Here is a 23,961-nt window from a genome sequence, read left to right as displayed (position 1 = left end):
GCAAGCGTCACGCGTCGCCCGCCAGCACCTGCGCGATGTGCAGCACGCGCGTGGTCGTGTCGCCCGTGCGCCGCAGGCGCCCTTCTATATTCAGCATGCAGCCGAGATCGCCCAGCACCACCGCGTTCGCGCCGCTCGCCTGAATGTTCGCGCATTTTTCGTCGACGATCGCCGTCGAAATATCGCCGAACTTCAGCGCAAACGTGCCGCCGAAGCCGCAGCAATGCTCGCAGTCCTTCATCTCGGTCACGGCGACGCCCGCCTGCGCGAGCAGCGCGCGCGGCTGCTCCTTGACGCCCAGTTCGCGCAGCCCCGAGCAGGAATCGTGATACGTGACCGGCCCCTGGAATTCGCCCGGCGTCAGTTCGATCTTCGCGACGTTCGCAAGGAAATCGGTCAGCTCGTACACCTTGGGACGCAACCGCGCGAAGCGACCCATCAGTTCGGGATCGTCGGCGAACAGATCGCCGTAGTGCGCGCGGATCATCCCGCCGCACGAACCCGACGGCACGACCACGTAGTCGTACTGCTCGAACTCGCGCAGCGTCTTTTCCGCGAGATCGCGCGCGATGCGCCTGTCGCCGGAGTTGTAGGCCGGCTGTCCGCAGCAGGTTTGCGCGGGCGGCACGAACACCTCGAAGCCCGCGCGCTCGATCAGCTTGAGCGCGGAAAAGCCGATTTCAGGGCGCATCAGATCGATCAGACAAGTGACGAAAAAACCGACTCGCATGGATGCTCCTCCGGGGAAACGTCCCCGATTATCCGCTGTTTGGCGCGCAATACCAACGCGTAACGGCCCCAATGCGCAATGATCCGCCAAATATTGAGATTGGAGGATCAATTCCAACGGCGTTCGCTTTTTTCACAATACGAGATACAATCGGTTTTCCGCTGTTTGACGCGTCAACCGTTTAGTCTTATGAGCGATACGAGCCCGGACCCAAAAACATCGATCCAGGTGATCGAGCGCATGATGCGGCTGCTGGACGCCCTCGCCGCACATAGCGACCCGGTCAGCCTGAAGGAACTCGCGCAACGCACCGATCTTCATCCGTCCACCGCCCACCGCATCCTGAACGATATGGTGACCTGCCGGCTGGTGGATCGCTCGGACCCGGGCACGTATCGTCTCGGCATGCGGCTGCTGGAACTGGGCAATCTCGTCAAGGCGCGTCTGTCCGTGCGCGACGCGGCGCTGATGCCGATGCGCGAACTGCACCGGCTGACGGGCCAGACAGTGAACCTGTCGGTGCGTCAGGGCGACGAGATCGTCTATATCGAACGCGCCTATTCGGAACGCTCGGGCATGCAGGTGGTGCGCGCGATCGGCGGCCGGGCGCCGCTGCATCTGACGTCCGTCGGCAAGCTCTTCCTCGCCGCCGACGAATCGACGCGCGTCCGAGCCTACGCGACGCGCACGGGTCTGTCAGGACACACGCAGAACAGCATCACCGATCTTTCCAAGCTCGAACGCGAACTGTCGCACGTGCGCCAGCAGGCATGCGCGCGCGACAACGAGGAACTGGAACTCGGGGTGCGCTGTATCGCCGCCGGCATTTACGACGATACGGGCAAACTCGTCGCGGGCCTGTCGCTGTCGGCACCCGCCGACCGTCTGCAGGATTCGTGGCTCGGCCAGTTGAGCAAGACCGCGCTCGTGATTTCCGAATCGCTCGGTTATCACCCGCAGGCGCAGCCGATGAGCGCCTCTGCACAAGCCGTCTGACGTGCACTGCGCCGCGCTGCGCGCTGGCCAAGCAAAAACAAAAAAGCCCCGCAATGCGGGGCTTTCTTTTTGGGCTGAAGCCTGACGGCTGACCGCTCAGGTACCGGCGCCGTTGGCGTCCGCGCTCGTGATGCGCTGTTCGCCGCCGTTGTCGATCCACGTACGCAGACGCTGCGCATCGGCGAAACGCGAGTACTTACCCGACGAATCGAGCAGCACCATGATCATCGGACGATCGTGGATCGTCGCCTGCATCACGAGGCACTCGCCTGCTTCGTTGATGAAGCCCGTCTTCTGCAGGCCGATGTCCCACGACGAGTTGCGCACCAGGGCGTTCGTGCTGTTGTAGGCGATCGTGCGCTTGCCCGTGTAGACGTCGTAGCTACGATCCGTCGAGAAGCGGCGGATCATCGGGTATTGATACGCGGCGTTGACCATCTTCACGAGATCGCGTGCGCTCGACACGTTCTGGCTCGTCAGGCCCGTCGGGTTTTCGAAGTGCGTGTCGGTCATGCCGAGCGCCTTCGCCTTCGCATTCATCGCTGCCATGAAAGCCGGACGGCCGCCCGGGAAGTAGCGCGACAACGCAGCCGCCGCGCGGTTTTCCGACGCCATCAGCGCGATGTGCAGCATGTCTTCACGCGACAGCACCGAGCCCACCGACAGACGCGAGCCCGTGTTCTTCTCGTAGTCGCGGTCTTCGTCCGTGACTTCGATCTGTTCGGTCATGGCCGCTTTCGAATCGAGCACGACCATCGCCGTCATCAGCTTGGTGATCGACGCGATAGGTACGACGGCGCGCGAGTTCTTGTCGAACAGCGACTCCGACGTGTTCTGGTCGACCACGTACGCGACGCTCGAACGGAGCATCAGCGCGTCAGGCGTTTCGTGCAGGCCGAACGCCGTGCCGACGGACGGCTGACGCGGCTCGAACGCGACGCGGCGCACGACGGAATGATGACGGCCGTTCGACGTGTACGACACGCGGCGCTTCTTCGAAACGGTGCGGGGTTCGTCGTCGTCCTTCGCGGCCGCTTTTACGGCCTTCGACGACTTGCTGGAGACTTTCTCGGCAGCCTCCTTCTTCGACGACTTCTTGCCGGCTTTCGCGGACTTGGCAGGGGCCGTGGCGGACGCGGCGAACGCGTCGACCGGTGCGGCAAAAGCCGCAGCGATGACCACCGAGGCAGCCACCGACAGAGCGGTGCTGAGCGCCGCGCCGTGCATCACTTTCAGTGACGAAAACATGTCGGTTTTCATTGGTGTTCTGGTTGGAGCGGCGAGAGAGGTTTCGCCAGTGTAGTAAAACAGTTAAAAATTAGCAATATTAAGCACTTATCGACAGTCCTTAAACCGAGTTGTCAGCCTCGATTGAAGAAAGGCAATAAGTTGCAGGTACACCATCGAAAATACCAATGACGTGCCGGCAAAACCGCCACCGCCCATGTCGCTGAAGGCTCTCACTCGCTCAGCATATCGGCATATTCGACACAAACTTGATCGGGGGAAGTACGGTCGCGCACGGTGGGACTACAAACCCGCCGCGAACGTCCAGAACACGGTGCCCTGCTGCTCCGATGCACGCCTGCAGGACACCGCGAGCCAGTCGACTGTTAAGCGCCTACTGCGAAGCAGCACGACGCGCATTCGACCGGGATGGGAATTTAACGTTCCGCTACGGTTTTCGGTTTACTCGCGAATTTTACCTTTTTGCTCAAAAGCGCGCCGTTGGGACGCGCGCGGCCCTGATCCCGCTTGGGAGACACCGTTTTTTGCCGCACCAAATCGGTGCAAACCCTAATGTGCACGCGCTTCACCACAATGTCATAAACGCTACATAACGTGTTGTTTTATTAGTAATTTTTATGCGTTGTGCGTTGCACAAAAAAGTCCTTGACATCTATCGGAGCCGTCCTAAAATGGGAACCGTTGCTGCGACGCACAATGAACTGCGGACCAGCGATTCCTAATAGTTCTGCAGTTAACCCAACCCGGTTCGCGCCAGACGAGCCGGTAATCCAGGAGCGTAAACATGACTCTGCTGACCCCTGAGCAATTCGCCGCAGCGCAGAAGGCCAATCTCGAAACGCTGTTCGGCCTGACCTCGAAGGCATTCGAAGGCGTCGAAAAGCTGGTCGAGCTGAATCTGCAAGTCGTCAAGTCGACGATCGCTGAAAGCCAGGAAAACGCACAACGCGCGCTGTCCGTGAAGGACGCGCAAGAACTGCTCGCGCTGCAAGCGGGCCTGACCCAGCCGGTGGCAGAAAAGGTTCTGTCGTATGGCCGTCACCTGTACGAAATCGCATCGGCCACGCAAGCTGAATTCGCCCGCGTCGCTGAAGCTCAATACGAAGAGCAGAACCGCAAGGTGCAAGCGCTCGTCGAAAACGTCGCGAAGAACGCACCGGCTGGTTCGGAAACGGCTGTCGCCGTGATCAAGTCGGCCATCACGGCTGCGAACACGACGTACGAAACGGTTCACAAGGCAACGAAGCAAGCCGTCGAAATCGCTGAAAGCAACTTCAACGCGGCTGCAACGGCTGCATCGAAGGCCGCTTCGCAAGCTGCTGCTCAAGCTTCGCGTACGGCAGCATCGGCCAAGAAGGCTGCTGTCTAAGCGAGCTGTCCAGCACGCAACTGAAAACGTAACGGATTCAACGGATCGGGCTTCACCTGCGCATTGACGGATGCCCCATCATCCATCGGTGCGCAGCCGCGAGCTACACTGTCGAAGTGACTGGCGGTACTGAACAGCGCCGCACGGGTCGTGACTTCGACCGGGCGGCCAGACGCTCCGATACGTTAAACAGCGTATCGTTTCCCCGGCTCAGGCCGGGATTTTTTTGCCTGCTCGTTTCGACGACCAGGATTCGGCTGGCCACGATTCGACGCCCAAGAAAAACGGCGCGCCCTTCTTCCGAAGGACGCGCCGTTTCTACATGCGCGAATCGAACCGGCGTGAGCCCACGCCGTTCGCGCTTTACTTCTTCTTTTGCGGCGGCAGATCGGTACAGACGCCTTCGTACAGTTCGGCGGCCATGCCGATCGATTCGCCGAGCGTCGGGTGCGGATGGATCGTCTTGCCGATATCCGTTGCGTCCGCGCCCATTTCGATCGCGAGACACACTTCGCTGATCAGGTCGCCTGCATTCAGACCGACGATACCGCCGCCGATCACGCGATGCGTCTCTTCGTCGAAGATCAGCTTCGTGAAGCCTTCGTCGCGGCCGTTGGCGATCGCGCGGCCCGACGCGGCCCACGGGAACACTGCCTTGCCGTACTTGATGCCTTCGGCCTTGCACTGGTCTTCCGTCTTGCCCGCCCATGCCACTTCCGGATCGGTGTATGCCACCGACGGAATCTGCAGCGCGTCGAAGTACGCCTTCTCGCCGTGCGCCGCTTCCGCTGCGACGTGGCCTTCATGCACGGCCTTGTGCGCGAGCATCGGCTGACCGACGACATCGCCGATCGCGAAGATGTGCGGCACGTTGGTGCGCATCTGCTTGTCGACGTCGATGAAGCCGCGATCCGTCACGGCCACGCCTGCCTTGTCCGCGCCGATCTTCTTGCCGTTCGGGCTGCGGCCCACGGCGACCAGCACGAGATCGTAGCGTTGCGGCTCGGCGGGCGCCTTCTCGCCTTCGAACGTCACGTAAATGCCGTCCGGCTTCGCTTCCGCGCCCGTCGTCCTGGTCTTCAGCATCACGTTGCCGAAACGCTTGCTGTTGAACTTCTCCCAGACCTTCACGAGATCGCGGTCCGCGCCCGTCATCAGGCCATCGAGCATTTCGACCACGTCGATCTCTGCGCCCAGCGTCGCGTACACCGTCGCCATTTCGAGACCGATGATGCCGCCGCCGATCACGAGCATGCGCTTCGGAATCTGACGAAGTTCGAGCGCACCCGTCGAATCGACGACGCGCGGATCTTCCGGAATGAACGGCAGCTTCACGGCTTGCGAACCGGCCGCGATGATCGCCTGCTTGAACCGGACGACCTTCTTGCCGTTCTCGCCCTGCACTTCCATGTGATACGGATCGACAAAGCTGCCGACGCCCGTCACGACTTCGACCTTGCGCGCCTTCGCCATGCCGGCGAGACCGCCCGTCAGCTTCTTGACGACGCCCGACTTGAAGTCACGCAGCTTGTCGAGATCGATCTGCGGCTTGCCGAACGTGATGCCGTGCGAGCCGAGCGCTTCTGCTTCGTCGATGACGAGCGCCGTATGCAGCAGCGCCTTCGACGGAATGCAGCCGACGTTCAGACACACGCCGCCGAGCGTCGAATAACGCTCGACGAGCACCGTCTTCATGCCGAGGTCGGCCGAGCGGAATGCTGCCGAATAGCCGCCGGGACCGGCACCGAGCACGAGCATGTCGCATTCGACGTCGACGGAACCCGAATAGCTGCCGGCTTGCGGCGCGGGCGCGGGGGCTGCAGCGGGCGACGGCGCCGGAGCAGCCGCCTTCGGTGCGGGCGCAGCGGCCGCGCCTTCGCCTTCGAGCAGCAGCAGCACGCTGCCTTCGGAGACGTTGTCGCCGACCTTGACCTTCAGTTCCTTGACGACGCCGGCGGCCGGGCTCGGCACATCCATGGTCGCCTTGTCGGATTCGAGCGTGACGAGCGACTGTTCCTTCTCGACGCGATCGCCGACCTTCACCGCGACTTCGATCACGGGCACATCTTTGTAGTCGCCGATGTCCGGCACTTTGATTTCCTGCACGCCGCCGCCGCTGGCAGCCGGGGCCGCAGCGGGAGCGGGAGCAGCTTTCTCAGGTTCTTTGGCAGCTTTGGCATCGCCCGACGTTTCCACGACGGCGATCACGGTGCCCTGCGAGACTTTCTCGCCTGCCTTGATACGCACTTCCTTGACTGTGCCGGCCGTATCGCTCGGCACTTCCATCGACGCCTTGTCCGACTCGAGCGTCAGCAGCGACTGCTCTTTCTCGATCGTGTCGCCCGGCTTGATATTGACTTCGATGACATCGACGTCCTTGAAATCGCCGATGTCCGGCACCTTCACTTCGACGAGACTCATTAGTGTCCCCTTCTCTTATTGACCGTGTTGAACGAAGAGCCGCAAAAAACCTTCGCCTCGAAAACTCGCGACGCCAATCGCAGACTTAATGCCGTCCGCCAAGGACGCGGCTTTCTTTTGCCTACTTTTCTTTGCAAGACAAAGAAAAGTAGGTGCTGCCCCGCACAGGGGCGACGCATGAAGCGAGGCGACAAAGCAGGTTCAACGGCGAGGCATGAGCAACCACGAAAACCTCACACCTCGCCGCGCGACAAAAGCTCAACAATCAAAGAATCACACGCCGGAAATCGGCAAGAATCGAACCGAGATACGCATTGAAGCGCGCCGCTTCCGCACCATCGATCACACGATGGTCATACGACAGCGACAGCGGCAGCGTGAGACGCGGTACGAACTGCTTACCGTCCCAAACCGGCTTCTGATAGCCGCGCGACAAACCGAGAATCGCGACTTCAGGCGCGTTGATGATCGGCGTGAAGGTCGTGCCGCCGATCCCGCCCAGCGACGAGATCGAGAAGCAGCCGCCTTGCATCTGGTCCGGCTTCAGCTTGCCTTCGCGCGCGAGCTTCGACAGCTCGGCCATTTCCTTTGCGATATCGACGAGACCCTTCTTGTCCGCATCGCGGATCACGGGCACGACGAGACCGTTCGGCGTATCGGCCGCAAAACCGACGTGGTAGTACTGCTTGAACACCAGGTTGTCGCCGTCCAGGCTGGCATTGAAGGTCGGGAACTTCTTCAGCCCCGCGACGACCGCCTTGATCACGAACGCGAGCATCGTGAACTTGACGCCCGACTTCTCGTTTTCCTTGTTCAGCTTCACGCGCAGCTCTTCCAGCTCGGTGATGTCCGCTTCGTCGTTGTTCGTGACGTGCGGAATCATGACCCAGTTGCGATGCAGGTTCGCGCCGGAAATCTTCTTGATACGCGACAGCGGCTTTGGATCGATCGGACCGAACTTCGTGAAGTCGATCTTCGGCCACGGCAGCAGGCCGAGTTCGCCGCCACCCGCGGCAGCCGGTGCAGCAGCAGCCGGCGCACGCTGGCCCGTCATCACGCCCTTGACGAACGCGGTGACGTCGTCCTGCGTAATGCGGCCCTTCGGACCCGTGCCTTGCACGCGCGCCACGTCGACGCCCAGTTCGCGCGCGAACTTGCGCACCGACGGCGACGCGTGGCTCGCGCGATGCGCGCCTTCGCCCGGCGGGATCACAGGCGCCTGCGCGAGCGCGGACGGCTGCGACGGAGCCGGCGACGGCGCAGCGGGCGCATCCGACGGCTTTTCTTCGTGCTTCGCGGCGGCAGGTGCCGGCGCGGGCGCAGCGGCCGCGCCGCCCTCGCCTTCGAGCAGCACGATCAGCGTGCCTTCCGACACGTTGTCGCCGACCTTGACCTTCACTTCCTTGACGATGCCGGCTGCGGGGCTCGGCACGTCCATCGTCGCCTTGTCCGATTCGAGCGTGACGAGCGACTGCTCTTTCTCGACACGATCGCCGACCTTCACGGCCACTTCGATGACGGGCACATCCTTATAGTCACCGATATCCGGGACCTTCACTTCCTGCACGCCGCCGCTCTTCGCAGCAGCAGGCGCGGGAGCGGGCGCCGGCGCGGGTGCAGCAGCCGGTGCAGGTGCGGGCGCAGCCGCGCCGTTGCCCTTCGCAGCGCCGCCGCCTTCGCCGTCGAGCAGCACGATCAGCGTGCCTTCCGACACCGTGTCGCCAAGCTTGACCTTCACTTCCTTGACCGTGCCCGACGCCGGGCTCGGCACATCCATCGTCGCCTTGTCGGATTCCAGCGTGACGAGCGACTGCTCTTTCTCGACGGTGTCACCCGCCTTCACCAGCACCTCGATCACAGGAATGTCCTTGTAATCGCCGATGTCCGGCACCTTGACTTCGATCGCTTGGCTCATTGTTTTCTGTCTCCAGGGCCGCGCGCACCTCGACCGCCCGCTTCGGGCGGCGAGGTGCACATTGGGGCTCGCGGGTCGATGCCTTAGACGGTCATCGGGTTGGGTTTGGACGGATCGAGGTTGTACTTCTTCAGCGCGTCGGCCACGACCTTGCGCTCAATCGTACCCTCATCGGCCAGCGCATTCAGCGCAGCAACCGTGGTCCAGTAGCGGTCGACTTCGAAGAAGTGACGCAGCTTTTCGCGCGTATCCGAGCGGCCGAAGCCGTCCGTGCCCAGCACGACGAAGCGTTGCGGCACGAACGCGCGGATCTGGTCGACCAGCGCGCGGACATAGTCCGTCGATGCGATCACAGGGCCCTTCGCGTCCTTCAGCAGCGTCTCGACGTGCGAGAGCTTCTTCTCGCCGAGCGGGTTCAACAGGTTCTGACGCTGCACTTCGTGACCTTCGCGGGCCAGTTCCGTGAAGCTCGGCACGCTCCACAGGTCGGCTTCGACGCCCCAGTCGTTCTTCAGCAGGTCGGCGGCGGCGATCACTTCGTTGAAGATCGTGCCCGCGCCCATCAACTGCACGCGCGGCGCCTTCGCGTTGTCGGCGCCCTTGCGGAACGAGTACATGCCCTTGATGATGTCCTTCGCCACATGCTCGCCCTGCGGGATCGCCGGGTGCTCGTAGTTCTCGTTCATCACCGTGACGTAATAGAACACGTCTTCCTGATCCTGCACCATGCGGCGCAGACCGTCCTGCATGATGACGGCGAGTTCGAAGCCGAACGTCGGGTCATAGCTGATGCAGTTCGGCACCGATGCCGCCCACAGCAGCGAGTGGCCGTCTTCGTGCTGCAGACCTTCGCCGTTCAGCGTCGTACGGCCTGCCGTGCCGCCCAGCAGGAAGCCGCGCGAACGCATGTCACCCGCGGCCCACGCCAGATCGCCGATGCGCTGGAAGCCGAACATCGAGTAGAAGATGTAGAACGGGATCATGATCTCGCCGTGCGTCGAGTACGACGTCGCCGCTGCGATCCAGTCCGACATGCCGCCTGCTTCGTTGATGCCTTCCTGCAGGATCTGGCCGGTTTCCGATTCACGGTAAAACATCAGCTGGTCGGAATCTTCCGGCACGTACTTCTGGCCGTCCTGATTCCAGATGCCGATCTGACGGAAGAGACCTTCCATGCCGAACGTACGCGATTCGTCCGGCACGATCGGCACGACGCGCTTGCCGATCGCCTTGTCCTTCAACAGGATGTTGAGGATACGGACGAACGCCATCGTCGTCGAAATTTCACGGCCTTCGCCCGTGCCCTTCAGCAGCGGCTCGAATGCCTCGAGCGCCGGAACGGGCAGCGATTCCGCCTTCTGGCGACGCGCCGGCAGATAGCCGCCGAGTTCCTGGCGGCGGGCACGCATGTACTCGAGTTCCTTCGAGCCTTCTTCGAACTTCAGATACGGCACGTGCACGATCTCGTCGTCCGAGATGGGCAGACGGAACTGGTCGCGGAAATGCTTGAGCGCTTCCACCTGCATCTTCTTCTGCTGGTGGGTGATGTTCATCGCCTGGCCGGCTTCGCCCATGCCGTAGCCCTTGATCGTCTTCGCGAGGATCACGGTCGGCTGGCCCTTGGCCTGCGTTGCCTGCTTGAACGCCGCGTAGATCTTGTGCGGATCGTGACCACCGCGATTCAGGTTCCACACGTCGTCATCGGACCAGTCGGCGACCAGCGCCTTCAGTTCCGGCGTGTTGAAGAAGTGCTCGCGGACGAACGCGCCCGATTCCGACTTGTACGTCTGATATTCGCCGTCGACGACTTCCATCATCCGGCGCATCAGTGCGCCCGACTTGTCGCGTGCGAACAGCGCGTCCCAGCGGCTGCCCCAGACGACCTTGATGACGTTCCAGCCGGCGCCACGGAATTCGCTTTCGAGTTCCTGGATGATCTTGCCGTTGCCGCGCACCGGACCGTCCAGACGCTGCAGGTTGCAGTTGATGACGAACACGAGGTTGTCCAGACGCTCGCGGCCGGCCATGCCGATCGCGCCGAGCGATTCCGGTTCGTCCGTTTCGCCGTCGCCGAGGAATGCCCAGACCTTGCGGCCTTCCGTCTGCGCGATGCCGCGTGCGTGCATGTACTTCATGAAGCGCGCCTGGTAGATCGCCATGATCGGGCCCAGACCCATCGACACCGTCGGGAACTGCCAGAAGTCCGGCATCAGCCACGGGTGCGGATACGACGAGATGCCCTCGCCGCCCACTTCCTGACGGAAGTTGTCGAGCTGCTTGTCGGTCAGACGGCCGAGCAGGAACGCGCGCGAGTAGACGCCCGGCGACGAGTGGCCCTGCACGAACACGAGGTCGCCGCCGTGATCTTTCGACGGCGCGTGCCAGAAGTGGTTGAAGCCGACGTCATACAGCGTCGCAGCCGACGCGAACGATGCGATGTGGCCGCCGACGTTGGTTTCCTTGCCGGCGCGCAGCACCATCGCCATTGCGTTCCAGCGCGTGTACGAACGGATGCGGTGCTCGACGTCCTGGTCGCCCGGAATCTTCGCCTGATTCGCGACGGGGATCGTGTTGATGTACGGGGTGTTAGCGGAGAAAGGCAGGTGCTCGCCATGCACGCGGGCAAATTCGATCTGCTTTTCGATGAGGTAGTGAGCGCGGTCGGGTCCGACAGCAGAAATCACGCCATCTAGCGCTTCGAGCCATTCGGCGGTTTCTTGCGGGTCGTTATCGTCTTTGGCGTCGGCGACGTATTTCAGGACTTCGTCAGGTACAGCGGACATGCTCGTCTCCTGGATATGGGGAACGCTCTGTGAACAGGCGACGCGGACGAACACGACGACCGCGGCAGCTTCCGGCCGATTGTAATAAGGCCCACAACGCCTGCGCAAGGAAATTTTCAGATTACGAGAGTCTTTCTCATAATGCGAAAAATTGCTGCAACGCACCCTGGTTTGACTGCCCATCAGCAAGTACGTCGGGTAGTTTGCGCCGAATTACGTGACTTTCATCGCTTTTTTGCGGCAATTACGTGTCACCCGCTGCGCTACAATGCGAGCCATGTTGACCGATCGGCTTTTCGCACGCTCGGCGCGCTCCGCCGGACCGTCGGCGGATTCGACGCCGTCCCGCTGGCACCACGGACCGTGGTGGTCGAATTCCTATTTGCTGACGCCGCTCCTGTCGATCCTGGTTTTCCTGGTCGTCATGAGCCTGATCCTGTGGAGCCTGAACCGGCGCGAACAGCAGCAGCAGGAAGACACGCTGTATCGCAACGTCGCGTGGGCGCAGCAGCAGATCCGCCTGTCGATGACGGGCGCGCAGGAACAGCTTCAGGCGCTCGCGCGCGACCTCGTCTCCGGCCGCGCGGATCCGCATTCCTTCCAGGTGTCGACGGCCGACATCATGCAGGGGCATCCCGAGATCCTCTACATGAACTGGTACACCAGCGCGCAGCAGCCGCGCTGGCCGAACAACGACCTGCCCGTGCTGGGCCAGCGCCTCGCCAAACCCAACGACCAGCAGATGGACGAGGCCGTGAAGGCCGCGTTCGCCGAAGCGAAGAACACGCGTCGCCAGGTCTATTCGCCGCTGATGTATGACGACGTCGGCAATGGCTACATCACGCTGCAAACCCCCGTTTATCGCGACCGCGACTTTCTCGGCACGGTGGCCGCCGTGTTCTCGATCGAAGGGATCCTGAAGCGCGACATCCCGCCCGAGCTGTCCGCGAAGTACAAGATCTCGATCATCGACATCAACAACCGCGAGCTGGCCACGACGTCGACGCGCCCGCGCCTGCCGCGCGACGCGTACTACGGACCTGCCGCTCGATCCGCCCGGCCAGGGCGTCTCGGTGCGCGTGTACGCGTATCCGCAGATGACCAACTTCACGAACAACACGCTCGTGTGGCTGGTCGCGGGTTTGTCGTGCTTTGTGCTGTGGAGCCTGTGGAGCTTGTGGAAGCACACGCGCCAGCGCTTCGAGGCGCAACAGGCGCTGTACGCAGAAGCGTTCTTCCGCCGCGCGATGGAAAACTCGGTGCTGATCGGCATGCGCGTGCTCGACATGCACGGCCGGATCACGCACGTGAATCCCGCGTTCTGCCGGATGACGGGCTGGGACGAAAGCGATCTCGTCAGCAAGAACGCGCCGTTTCCGTACTGGCCGCGCGATTCGTATCCGGAGATGCAGCGCCAGCTCGACATGACCTTGCGCGGCAAGGCGCCCTCGTCCGGATTCGAGTTGCGCGTGCGCCGCAAGGACGGCTCGCTGTTCCATGCGCGTCTCTACGTGTCGCCGCTGATCGACAGTTCGGGTCGTCAGACGGGCTGGATGTCGTCGATGACGGACATTACCGAGCCGAAACGCGCGCGCGAAGAACTCGCCGCCGCGCACGAACGCTTCACGACGGTGCTCGAAAGCCTCGATGCCGCCGTGTCCGTGCTCGCCGCCGACGAAGCCGAACTGCTGTTCGCGAACCGCTACTATCGCCACCTGTTCGGCATCCGTCCCGACGGGCATCTCGAACTCGCGGGCGGCGGCGGTTTCGACAGTTCGGCGGCATCGTCGGATTCGATCGACATGGTCGATGCGTTCGCCGGCCTGCCCGCCACCGCGCTCACGGAAAGCACGGCCGACGCGCAGGAAGTCTACGTGCAGGGCATCCAGAAGTGGTTCGAAGTGCGCCGCCAGTACATCCAGTGGGTGGACGGTCACCTCGCGCAGATGCAGATCGCGACCGATATCACCACGCGCAAGCAGGCACAGGAACTCGCGCGCCAGCAGGACGAAAAGCTGCAGTTCACGAGCCGCCTGATGACGATGGGCGAAATGGCGTCGTCGCTCGCGCACGAGCTAAACCAGCCTCTCGCGGCCATCAATAACTATTGCTCTGGAGCCGTCGCACTGGTTAAATCTGGTCGGACAACTCCCGACAACCTGTTACCTGTGCTCGAAAAGACGGCGCAACAAGCCGTGCGGGCCGGCATGATCATCAAGCGCATCCGCGAATTCGTGAAACGCAGCGAACCGAAACGCCAGGCCACCCGTGTCTCCGACATCGTCGCGGACGCCGTGGGCCTCGCCGAACTCGAAGCACGCAAGCGCCGCATCCGCATCGTGACGGACATGCGCTCGCGTCTGCCCGTGATCTACGTCGACCCGGTGCTGATCGAGCAGGTGCTCGTGAACCTGCTGAAGAACGGGGCGGAAGCGATGCACGACGCGCGCCCCGACGCCGTCGATCCCGTCATTCGCGTGGTCGTGAAGCTCGACTCGGGCTTCGTGTGCATCAGCGTGATCGACCAGGGGCCGGGCGTCGACGAAGCCACGGCCGAGCGCCTCTTCGAACCGTTTTACAGCACCAAGTCCGACGGCATGGGCATGGGGCTGAACATTTGCCGTTCGATCATCGAATCGCATCGCGGACGCCTGTGGGTGGTGAACAACGTCGAGTCCGACGGCCACATCACGGGTGCCACTTTCCATTGCAGTCTGCCTATTGGAGAGCCTGACGGCCCGAGCAACGGCGGGTCCGAGGCGCCGACACCACAAACCGTTACGGGAGAGCTATGAACACCCCAGTTACCACACAGGAAACCGTGTTTGTCGTCGATGACGACGAAGCGGTGCGAGATTCGCTGCGCTGGCTGCTGGAGGCGAACGGCTACCGCGTGCAGTGCTTCTCCAGCGCCGAGCAGTTCATCGACGCATGGCAGCCGCATCAGCATCCCGGTCAGATCGCGTGCCTGATTCTCGACGTGCGGATGTCCGGCATGAGCGGTCTCGAACTGCAGGAACGCCTGATCGCCGACAACACGCTGCTCCCGATCATCTTCGTGACGGGTCACGGCGACGTGCCGATGGCCGTGTCGACGATGAAGAAAGGCGCGATGGATTTCATCGAAAAGCCGTTCGACGAAGCCGAACTGCGCAAGCTGGTCGAGCGCATGCTCGACAAGGCGCGCAGCGAAAGCAGCAGCGTGCAGCAGCAGCGCGCCGCCGCCGAACGTCTCGGCAAGCTGACGGCGCGCGAGCATCAGGTGCTCGAACGCATCATCGCGGGCCGCCTGAACAAGCAGATCGCCGACGACCTCGGCATCAGCATCAAGACGGTCGAAGCGCACCGCGCGAACATCATGGAAAAGCTCAACGTGAACACGGTGGCCGATCTGCTGCGTCTCGCGTTGTCTAACAAGCCGCAGCCCGCGCAGTAATACGCGTCGCGGTTGTCATCGCGTGATGGCCGCGATCTTCGTCCCGCGCTGCTGTGGCTTTTAGCTTGCGCGGGCGCACGACGATCCGTTGACGCCATCACGCGGCGCTGCAATCGCAGCGCCCCGCTCCTCTTCCTTTACACCTCGCCTGACCGTCTTCGCTGCGCGCGCAGCGGGCATTTCATTAGCGCTCCCAACTGACTCGCATTGTGTAGCGAACTGCAACGATGCAGCGCGCATCCCTGCCCCGCAACGCGATTCACATGACGCTTGCGCGTCCCGCTCACTTCCATTATCAGTCGCGATAGACGGTCGCATGATCGTCGCTCCATTGCCACAACATTGCGCCGCAGCCGCTGCGCGCACAACGCAGCAGGGAGGTTTTCATCGTGAAACGTTACGGACCCTACAGGCCGCGCACCTGGCTCGTCTGCGCGGCGCTTGCAGGCCTGCCGCTCGCCGCGGGCATCGTCGCGCCGCTCGATGCCGTCGCGCAGACACCCGCCAAGGTCTCGAACCAGCAACTCGATTCACTGACGGCGCCCATTGCGCTCTACCCCGACGCGCTGCTCGCTCAGGTGCTGATGGCGTCGACGTTCCCGCAGGATGTCGATGCGGCCGCGGCGTGGTCGAAAGCGAACTCGCAGTACAAGGGCGACGACGCCGTGAAAGCCGTCGCATCGGAGCCGTGGGATCCGAGCGTGCAATCGCTCGTCGCGTTCCCGCAAGTGCTCGCGACGATGGCGTCGAAACCCGACTGGGTCTCGCAACTCGGCAACGCGTTTCTCGCGCAACCCAACGACGTGATGGACTCCGTACAGCGGCTGCGCAAGCAGGCGCAGTCGGCGGGCAATCTGAAATCGAGCGAGCAGCAGAAAGTGATCGTCGAACAGAACACGATCCAGATTCAGCCTGCGAATCCGCAAGTGGTCTACGTGCCGACCTATAACCCGACGGTCGTCTACGGCACATGGCCGTATCCCGCGTATCCGCCCGTCTACGTGCCGCCGCCTCCCGGCTACGCGATCGCGACGGGCTTCATGTCGGGCCTCGCGTTCGGCGCGGGCGTGGCCGTCGTCAATTCGCTATGGGGCGGCTTCAACTGGAACAACCACGACGTCAACATCAACGTCAATCGCTACAACAACGTCAACGTCAACAACCGGATCAATTCGAACACGTCGACGGCGAACTGGAACCGCAACGCCAACGTCAACCGCAATAACGCGAACTTCAATCGCAACAACGCCAACCTGAACAACAACAATCTCGCTGCGCAACGCGACCAGTATCGCGGACGCGACGCGTCGCGCGCGCAGGCGCAGCAGACCTTGCAGAACCGCACCGGCCAGAACCTGAGCGGCAATGCGAGCCAGCGCGTGCAGAACATCCATCAGGGCGGCGCCAATTCGGGCGAGATCCGCAATAGCGCGCAGAACCTGAATCGCGACAACGCCTTGCGCGGTTCCGGCGATGCCGCGGGTTCGCGTCAAGAGCTTCAGCGCGGGCAGTCGAGCCGCCAGTCGCTCGCCAACAACGGCGGCGCAAACAGTCGGCTCGGTGGGGGCGGCGGCGGACAACAGTTCGAAGGACGGCAGGCAGGCGGTGGCGCGCGGCCCGGCGGCGGCGCGGGCCAGGCCGGGGGCTTCCAGGGCGGCGGACGCGGCGGTGGCGGAGGGTTCCACGGCGGTGGCGGCGGCGGATTCCATCGCCGCTAGACGATGAACCGATCAATCACATCTTGCATGCGGCTCGACCGACGCTCGAACGCATCGATGTCCGCCGACAGGAGATTCACATGATCCGCAATCCGACTCGATTCCTGACACACGCCCAGCAAGCCTTGAGCGCAGCGGCCGCCGCGACGCTGCTCGCCATCGCGCAACCGGCCGCTGCGCAAGCCGTCTATCCGACGCCTGACGCCGCCGCCGAAGCCTTCGCCAACGCGCTCGCGATCAGCGACCATCCGGCGATGGAAAAGGTGCTCGGCAAGAACTACCGCCACTACATTCCGACCACAAACATCGGTGAGGACGATATCTACGCGTTCCTCGGACAGTGGGCGCAAGGTCATCATATCGTCGACGATCCGACGCCGCGTCACGGCCACAAGAGCGTCCATCTCGCCGTCGGCGATGGCGGCTGGACGCTGCCCATTCCGATCGTCCAAACGGCGCGCGGCTGGCAGTTCGACACGCCCGCCGCTACCGACGAAATGCTCACGCGCCGTATCGGCCGCAACGAACGCTCGGCGATCCTGACGTCGCTCGCGTATGTGGATGCGCAAAACGACTACCGCGGCCAGATGCAGCATTACGCGCAGAAGTTCATCAGCTCGCCCGGGAAGCACGACGGCCTGTACTGGCCGACGTCCGAGGGCGAGCCCGAAAGCCCGCTCGGTCCGCTCGCCGCGACGATGCCGCATCAGATCGCGCCCGGCGAGGCGTACTACGGCTATCACTACCGCATCCTCACGTCGCAGGGTTCGAATGCCGACGGCGGCGCGCAGAACTACTTGCAGGACGGCACGCTGTCGAAGGGCTTCGCGCTGGTCGCGTGGCCCGCGGAATACGGAAAGACGGGCGTGATGAGCTTCATCGTCAACCAGAACGGACAGGTCTACGAGAAGAATCTCGGGCCGCAGACGGCGCGCGTCGCGGGCACGATCACGTCGTTCAATCCCGATTCTTCGTGGCAGGCCACCCAGCCGTGAACGCGCATTGAACATACCCTGACCGCGCGAAACGTCTCCGGCGATGTCACCCGTCGCCATCCCTCGCGTTGGCCCGACGGTATAATGTCGAACTTCGCTGCGGCGCGGTTTTCGCGCCGTGCGCTTTCCGGCATGCGACCCGTTCCAGCCTTCGAGCGCCATCCGTGCGATTCGCGGCGTCCGTCACGGCGCGCGCCGCGAACGCATGTGCAGCACGCACAACGCGCGGCATGCGCGGCAACGTGATCACACGCCCCGCACCTGCCCGCCCCGCCCGCATTCCGACACGCCCATTCTCGACCGACCATGACAGCCAAACTGATCGACGGCACCGCCCTTTCCAAGACCTTGCGCGCCGACGTCGCCACGCGCGCCGCCGCCCTCACCGCCCGCGGACATCGGCCGGGTCTTGCCGTCGTACTCGTCGGCGACAATCCGGCGAGCGAGGTCTACGTCCGCAACAAGATCAAGGCTTGCGAGGACAACGGACTCTTCTCGTCGTATGACCGCTATTCCGCGACGATGACGGAAGCCGATCTGCTCAAGCGGATCGACGAACTCAACCGCGATCCGAAGATCCACGGCATTCTCGTGCAGCTGCCGCTGCCCGCGCATATCGACAGCCACAAGGTGATCGAGGCGATCGCGCCCGAGAAGGACGTCGACGGCTTTCACGTTGCGAACGCCGGCGCGCTGATGACGGGCAAGCCGCTGTTCCGCCCGTGCACGCCGTACGGCGTGATGAAGATGTTCGAAGCGCATGGCATCGCGCTGAAGGGCGCGAATGCAGTGGTGATCGGCCGCTCGAACATCGTCGGCAAGCCGATGGCGATGCTGCTGTTGCAAGCCGACGCAACCGTCACGGTCTGCCACAGCAAGACGCGCGACATCGGCGCGTTCACGCGCGACGCGGATGTCGTCGTGGTCGCGACGGGCCTGCGCAACACCCTGACGGCCGACATGGTCAAGCCGGGTGCGACGGTGATCGACGTCGGCATGAACCGCGACGAGAACGGCAAGCTGTGCGGCGACGTCGATTTCGCGAACGTCAAGGAAGTGGCCGGTCATATCACGCCCGTGCCGGGCGGCGTCGGCCCGATGACGATCACGATGCTGCTCGTCAACACGATCGAAGCCGCCGAACGCGCCGCCGGCCAGGCCTGAGCGACGCACTGACCGCGGCGCGCGCCGCGTTCCCTTCTCGACTGGCTTCCAGAGACCCTTCTCCTGCCGCCCGGATTGCGATACCGCGCCGGGCGCGCCTCATCTGCCGGACCGTCCGCTGACGCGCGCCGCGCTTCTGGTACAAATATGGCTGTGCCCGCTACGACTGCGCGCGGGCGGCAGTTCTGATAAGTTGTTTCGCACCCGGCTGGATATTGGCTTGCGCTATTGGCTCGATTGACCCGCCAACGACTGGAAATGGCGGCAGGCGCCCCAATATGCCACCTTGCAGGGCGCACGATGGCGCACGGCTTTCGGGCCGCCTGGCATCCGCGCCGCTCCCGTTTCAGACCCGGACAGATGTTCGTCCAGGCCTCCATTCACCGCGTCAGACAGGAAGCACCATGTCCACATCTCAATCGACATCCGACAATCCGCTCCTCGATTTCTCCGATCTGCCGCGCTTTGGCGAGATCCGCCCCGAACATGTGACGCCCGCCCTCGATGTGCTGCTCGCGAACGCCTCCGCCGCCGTCGAGCGCGCCGCCGAGCCGTCGACGCCGGCATCGTGGGCCGACGTCGTCGAGCCCGTCGAACGCGCGACGGAGCCGCTGTCGCGCGCCTGGGGCGTGATCGGCCATCTGAACGCCGTCGCCGATACGCCGGAACTGCGCGCCGTGTATGGCGAGAACCTGCCGCGCGTGACCGAGTTCTGGTCGAGCGTCGGACAGAATCTCGCGCTCTACGAGAAGTACAAGGCGATTGCCGCCAGCGACGACTTCGGCTCGCTGACGGGCGAACGCAAGAAGATCCTGAACAACTCGCTGCGCGACTTCAGACTGTCGGGCGCGGAACTGCCTGAAGATCAGAAGCCCCGTTTCGCCGAATTGCAGGAACGGCAGGCAGCGCTGTCGAAGGCGTTCTCGGATCACGTGCTCGATGCCACGAACGCCTATGCGTGCTTTGCGGAAAGCAAGGACGAACTCGTGGGCCTGCCCGAAGACGTGATCGAAGCCGCGCACGAAGCGGCCGAGCGCGAAAGCAAGAGCGGGTGGAAGTTCACGCTGCATTTCCCGTCGTACTTCCCGGTGATGCAGTACTCGGAAAACCGCGCGATGCGCGAGACGATGTACCGCGCCTATGTCACGCGCGCGTCGGAACTCGGGCCGCAATACGGCAAGGGCAACGCCGAGTGGGACAACACGGCGAACGTCGCCGAAAACCTGAAACTGCGCGAAGAAGAAGCGCACATGCTCGGGTACAGGAATTTCGCGGAAGTGTCGCTGGCGCCGAAGATGGCCGAGTCGCCGGAACAGGTCATGGCATTCCTCGAAGACCTCGCGACGCGTGCGCGTCCGCACGCCGAACACGACTGGACAGAGCTTCGCGAGTTCGCTTCAGGCGAACTGGGCCTGAGCGAACTGCAGCCGTGGGATGTCGCCTTCGCCGCCGAACGTCTGCGTCAGAAGCGCTACTCGTTCTCCGAAAACGAAGTGAAGCAGTACTTCCCGGAAGACATCGTGCTCAAGGGCCTGTTCAAGGTCACCGAGACGCTGTTCGGCGTGAAGATCCGCCGCGACGAAGCGGCGACGTGGCATCCCGACGTGCGCTTCTTCCGCGTCGAGAATCAGGACGGCGGCCTCGTCGCACAGTTCTATCTCGACCTGTACGCCCGCGAAGGCAAGCGCGGCGGCGCATGGATGGACGATGCGCGCTCGCGCCGCAAGCCGGTGAACGGCGCGGTGCAAACGCCCGTCGCGTATCTGACGTGCAACTTCTCGGCGCCTGTGGGCGGCAAGCCCGCCTGCTTCACGCACGATGAAGTGATCACGCTGTTCCACGAATTCGGCCACGGCCTGCATCACATGCTGACGCGTGTCGACGAACTGGGTGTGTCAGGCATCAACGGCGTCGAATGGGATGCTGTCGAACTGCCGTCGCAGTTCATGGAAAACTTCTGCTGGGAGTGGGACGTGCTGAGCGACATGACACAACACGTCGATACGGCCAAGCCGCTGCCGCGCGATCTGTTCGACAAGATGCTCGCCGCGAAGAACTTCCAGAGCGGTCTGGGCACGCTGCGCCAGATCGTGTTCTCGATGTTCGACATGAAGCTGCACGTGGACTTCGATACGTCGGGCGCGAAGAGCGCGAACGATCTCGCACGCGAAATCAACGAGCGCTTCCACGTGATTCCGCAAGCGGCTTTCTCGCGCTGGCCGAACACGTTCAGCCACATCTTCGCGGGCGGCTACGCGGCGGGCTACTACAGCTACAAGTGGGCCGAAGTGCTTTCCGCCGACGCGTACGCCGCGTTCGAAGAAGCCGCGCAGGCGGGCAAAGGCAGCGTGCTCGATGTGGCGACGGGCACGCGGTATCGCAAGGAGATTCTCGAAGTGGGCGGCAGCCGTCCCGCGATGGAATCGTTCAAGGCGTTCCGCGGCCGCGAGCCGAACATCGATGCGCTGCTGCGTCACAACGGCATGGCGCCGGGTTCGACGCCGGGCGCTGCGCATTGAGGTTGCACATTGACGCTGCGCCGATAGCGTGACTTGCCGAAGCGCCGGCTTATGCTGGTGCTTGGAACAAGGTCAGCTTTCGAGCAAACACAAAGCGGGTTCGGGTTCACCGAACCAGCTTTTTTCATTCGCGATGCAGCTTGAAGTCCACTTCCGTCGGCCGCCCTTCCAGCGATAACGATGCGCGCGCCGCCGGCGCACGGCTCACGATCTTCCCTCGACTCACGACGGCCAGCCTGGCAGCGCGCAAGCGTATCGCCTCGACGGCATCGCGAGCGTCGAGCACGACGAGGTTCGCGTCGCATCCCGGCTCGATGCCGTAACGCTCCAGTCCGAAGATACGCGCCGCATTCACTGTGACGGCGTCGAAGCACGCGTGCATCGCGTCGATGCCCGTCATCTGCGCGACGTGCAGGCCCATATGCGCGACCTCAAGCATGTCGCCGGAACCGAGGCTATACCACGGGTCCATCACACAGTCGTGGCCGAACGCGACGTCGATGCCCGCCGCCATCATCTCGGGCACGCGCGTCATGCCGCGCCGCTTCGGATACATATCCGAGCGACCTTGCAACGTGATGTTGATCAACGGATTCGCAATGGCTGCAACACCCGATTCGCGCATCAACGGCAGCAGCTTGCTGACGTAGTAGTTGTCCATCGAATGCATCGACGTCAGATGCGAGCCCGTCACGCGACCATGCATGCCGAGCCGATGCGTTTGCGCGGCGAGCGTTTCGATATGACGCGACATCGGATCGTCGGATTCGTCGCAATGCATGTCGACGCGCAAGCCCTTCTCTGCTGCGAACTCGCAGAGCAGCCGCACGGACTCGGCGCCGTCCGCCATCGTCCGCTCAAAGTGCGGAATGCCGCCGACCACGTCGACGCCCATTGCGATCGCGCGCTTGAGATTGTCGAACGCGCCCGCGCTGCGCAGCAGTCCATCTTGCGGAAACGCGACCAGTTGCAGGTCCATATACGGCGCGACGCGGCGCTTCACTTCGAGCAGCGCTTCGACGGCAAGCAGACGTTCGTCGCACACATCCACATGCGTGCGGATAGCCAGCAAGCCGCGCGCAACGGCCCAGTCGCAATACTGCAGCGCACGTTCGACGAGCGCTTCCTGCGTCAGATGCGGCTTCAGTTCGCCCCATAGCGCGATGCCTTCGAGCAAGGTGCCCGACGCGTTCACGCGCGGCAAGCCATACGACAGCGTGGCGTCCATATGGAAGTGCGCGTCGATGAACGGCGGCGTGACGAGCGCGCCGTTCGCTTCGATTTCCTCACGCGCGCTCGCCGCGAGCGTCGGCTCGACCGCAACGATGCGGCCGGACTCGATACCGATGTCGACGAGACTGTGCTGTTGCGCGGCGCTGCGCGGTAATACGGCACGACGGATGATCAGATCCATGAAGGGCTCCCTTTACATGACATCGATTCTATCGGCGGAAGAAATGCTCGGGAATCGGCGTAATGGCATAGGACGAAACACCATGTCTCAACGACGCGTAGCAGACGTAGATGAAAAAAATTCGATCAAGTGTTTGACGCGTGCCGAATGTGTCCGTACAATTCGCTGCTTCTGACGCGGGGTGGAGCAGTCTGGCAGCTCGTCGGGCTCATAACCCGAAGGTCACAGGTTCAAATCCTGTCCCCGCAACCAGTTTCAAAGGCATCGTGTCCTGCTCCACACGGCCTCAAGCATATAAAGCCCGCATCGCCTCAAGCGTTGCGGGCTTTTGCTTTTTTGCCTATGCCTGTTGCCGTACTGAGCAACCCGGCCCGATCAGGGTAAGATTCCACCAGCACCTGAAGCAACAACGAGAACGAGCGATGAAATTAGCCACGTGGAACGTGAACTCCCTGAAGGTTCGCCAGCAGCATGTGATCGACTGGCTCGAACTTAGTCAGACCGACGTGCTGTGTCTCCAGGAACTCAAACTGCCCGACGAAAAGTTTCCGCGCGCCGAACTCGAAGAAAAGGGTTATCGCAGCTGGTTCGCCGGCCAGAAGACGTACAACGGCGTCGGCATTCTGGTGCGCAACGGCATGAGCGTCGATGAAGGCAGCATCGTGCGCAATATCCCGGGCTTCGAAGATCCGCAGCAGCGCGTGATCGCGGCGACCATCGAAGGCGTGCGCGTGATCTCCGCTTACTTCCCGAACGGTCAGGCGCCCGGCACCGACAAGTTCGCCTACAAGCTGCGCTGGCTCGACGCAATGCACGACTGGATCGCGAGCGAACTCACGCAGCATCCGAAGCTCGCGCTGCTCGGCGATTACAACATCGCGCCCGAAGACCGCGACGTGCATGATCCGAAGGCGTGGGAAGGACAGAACCTCGTGTCGCCGGAAGAGCGCGCGCAGTTCAACCGTCTGATCGAACTCGGCCTCGTCGATTCGTTCCGGCTCTTCGAACAGCCCGAGAAGACCTTCACGTGGTGGGATTACCGGATGCTCGCGTTCCGTCGTAACGCGGGCTTGCGCATCGACCACATCCTGCTGTCGAAGCCGCTTGCGGCCAGCTGCACGCATTGCGATGTCGACAAGACGCCTCGCAAGTGGGATCAGCCTTCCGATCACGCGCCTGTCGTCGCGCTCGCTGAATAAGCCTCGATAATAGCGACAAAGACAAAGCGGCTCGATGGCGCATCACACACCATC

General features: G+C 62.9%; 14 protein-coding genes, 1 tRNA gene and 1 pseudogene. 10 read left to right on the top strand and 6 right to left on the bottom strand.

Annotated elements, in window-relative coordinates:
• Positions 1-7: 7 nt before the first annotated feature.
• Positions 8-730: a (Fe-S)-binding protein gene (locus tag QEN71_RS05755; protein WP_201650099.1), complete on the bottom strand. Its 723-nt coding sequence runs from the start codon at positions 728-730 to the stop codon at positions 8-10.
• Between the two features lie 189 nt (positions 731-919).
• Here QEN71_RS05755 and QEN71_RS05750 point away from each other — a divergent pair, with 189 nt between their 5' ends.
• Positions 920-1,726 (top strand): IclR family transcriptional regulator, encoded by an 807-nt coding sequence (locus QEN71_RS05750; RefSeq protein WP_201650098.1) that lies wholly within the window; start codon positions 920-922, stop codon positions 1,724-1,726.
• 96 nt (positions 1,727-1,822) lie between these two features.
• Here QEN71_RS05750 and pbpG read toward each other — a convergent pair whose 3' ends face one another.
• Entirely contained in the window at positions 1,823-2,986 is a 1,164-nt protein-coding gene (gene pbpG, locus QEN71_RS05745; protein ID WP_201650097.1) for a D-alanyl-D-alanine endopeptidase, read from the bottom strand.
• A 772-nt stretch (positions 2,987-3,758) separates the two neighbouring features.
• On the opposite strand from pbpG, the gene QEN71_RS05740 reads away from it, so the two are divergent.
• Entirely contained in the window at positions 3,759-4,343 is a 585-nt protein-coding gene (locus QEN71_RS05740; protein ID WP_201650096.1) for a phasin family protein, read from the top strand.
• 363 nt (positions 4,344-4,706) lie between these two features.
• On the opposite strand, the gene lpdA is transcribed toward QEN71_RS05740, so the two are convergent.
• From lpdA to aceE, 3 genes are all read right to left on the bottom strand, one after another.
• Positions 4,707-6,764 (bottom strand): dihydrolipoyl dehydrogenase, encoded by a 2,058-nt coding sequence (gene lpdA, locus QEN71_RS05735; protein ID WP_201650095.1) that lies wholly within the window; start codon positions 6,762-6,764, stop codon positions 4,707-4,709.
• Positions 6,765-7,029: 265 nt separating this feature from the next.
• Positions 7,030-8,679, bottom strand: coding sequence for a dihydrolipoyllysine-residue acetyltransferase (gene aceF / locus QEN71_RS05730; RefSeq protein ID WP_201650094.1), 1,650 nt, complete (start codon positions 8,677-8,679; stop codon positions 7,030-7,032).
• A gap of 83 nt (positions 8,680-8,762) precedes the next feature.
• Positions 8,763-11,462, bottom strand: a complete 2,700-nt coding sequence (gene aceE, locus QEN71_RS05725) for a pyruvate dehydrogenase (acetyl-transferring), homodimeric type (RefSeq protein WP_201650093.1) — start codon at positions 11,460-11,462, stop codon at positions 8,763-8,765.
• Between the two features lie 277 nt (positions 11,463-11,739).
• Here aceE and fixL point away from each other — a divergent pair.
• The 6 genes and pseudogenes from fixL (at position 11,740) to QEN71_RS05695 (ending at position 21,294) form a co-directional block, all read left to right on the top strand.
• A pseudogene (gene fixL, locus QEN71_RS05720) lies at positions 11,740-14,257 on the top strand (oxygen sensor histidine kinase FixL).
• A complete protein-coding gene (gene fixJ / locus QEN71_RS05715; protein WP_012400866.1) occupies positions 14,254-14,898 on the top strand; it encodes an oxygen response regulator transcription factor FixJ in 645 nt (214 codons plus the stop codon). Before fixL ends, fixJ begins: the two are co-directional and overlap by 4 nt.
• Positions 14,899-15,287: 389 nt before the next feature.
• Positions 15,288-16,616: a DUF3300 domain-containing protein gene (locus QEN71_RS05710; protein WP_201650091.1), complete on the top strand. Its 1,329-nt coding sequence runs from the start codon at positions 15,288-15,290 to the stop codon at positions 16,614-16,616.
• Positions 16,617-16,696: 80 nt separating this feature from the next.
• Positions 16,697-17,611, top strand: coding sequence for a DUF2950 domain-containing protein (locus QEN71_RS05705; RefSeq protein WP_201650090.1), 915 nt, complete (start codon positions 16,697-16,699; stop codon positions 17,609-17,611).
• Between the two features lie 306 nt (positions 17,612-17,917).
• A complete protein-coding gene (gene folD, locus QEN71_RS05700) occupies positions 17,918-18,775 on the top strand; it encodes a bifunctional methylenetetrahydrofolate dehydrogenase/methenyltetrahydrofolate cyclohydrolase FolD (RefSeq protein WP_201650089.1) in 858 nt (285 codons plus the stop codon).
• Between the two features lie 404 nt (positions 18,776-19,179).
• Positions 19,180-21,294, top strand: coding sequence for a M3 family metallopeptidase (locus QEN71_RS05695; protein ID WP_201650088.1), 2,115 nt, complete (start codon positions 19,180-19,182; stop codon positions 21,292-21,294).
• Positions 21,295-21,418: 124 nt separating this feature from the next.
• Here QEN71_RS05695 and QEN71_RS05690 read toward each other — a convergent pair whose 3' ends face one another.
• A complete protein-coding gene (locus QEN71_RS05690; RefSeq protein WP_201650087.1) occupies positions 21,419-22,708 on the bottom strand; it encodes an amidohydrolase family protein in 1,290 nt (429 codons plus the stop codon).
• A gap of 175 nt (positions 22,709-22,883) precedes the next feature.
• On the opposite strand from QEN71_RS05690, the gene QEN71_RS05685 reads away from it, so the two are divergent.
• Positions 22,884-22,960 (top strand) — tRNA-Met (locus QEN71_RS05685).
• Between the two features lie 170 nt (positions 22,961-23,130).
• Positions 23,131-23,907 (top strand): exodeoxyribonuclease III, encoded by a 777-nt coding sequence (xth, locus tag QEN71_RS05680; protein WP_201650086.1) that lies wholly within the window; start codon positions 23,131-23,133, stop codon positions 23,905-23,907.
• Positions 23,908-23,961 lie beyond the last annotated feature (54 nt).

Origin of the sequence: Paraburkholderia sabiae, from assembly GCF_030412785.1 — a bacterium.
GTDB classification, from domain to species: Bacteria; Pseudomonadota; Gammaproteobacteria; order Burkholderiales; family Burkholderiaceae; genus Paraburkholderia; species Paraburkholderia sabiae.
Note: the sequence above shows the minus strand (reverse complement) of the source record. Positions and strands in the feature narration are given on the sequence as shown.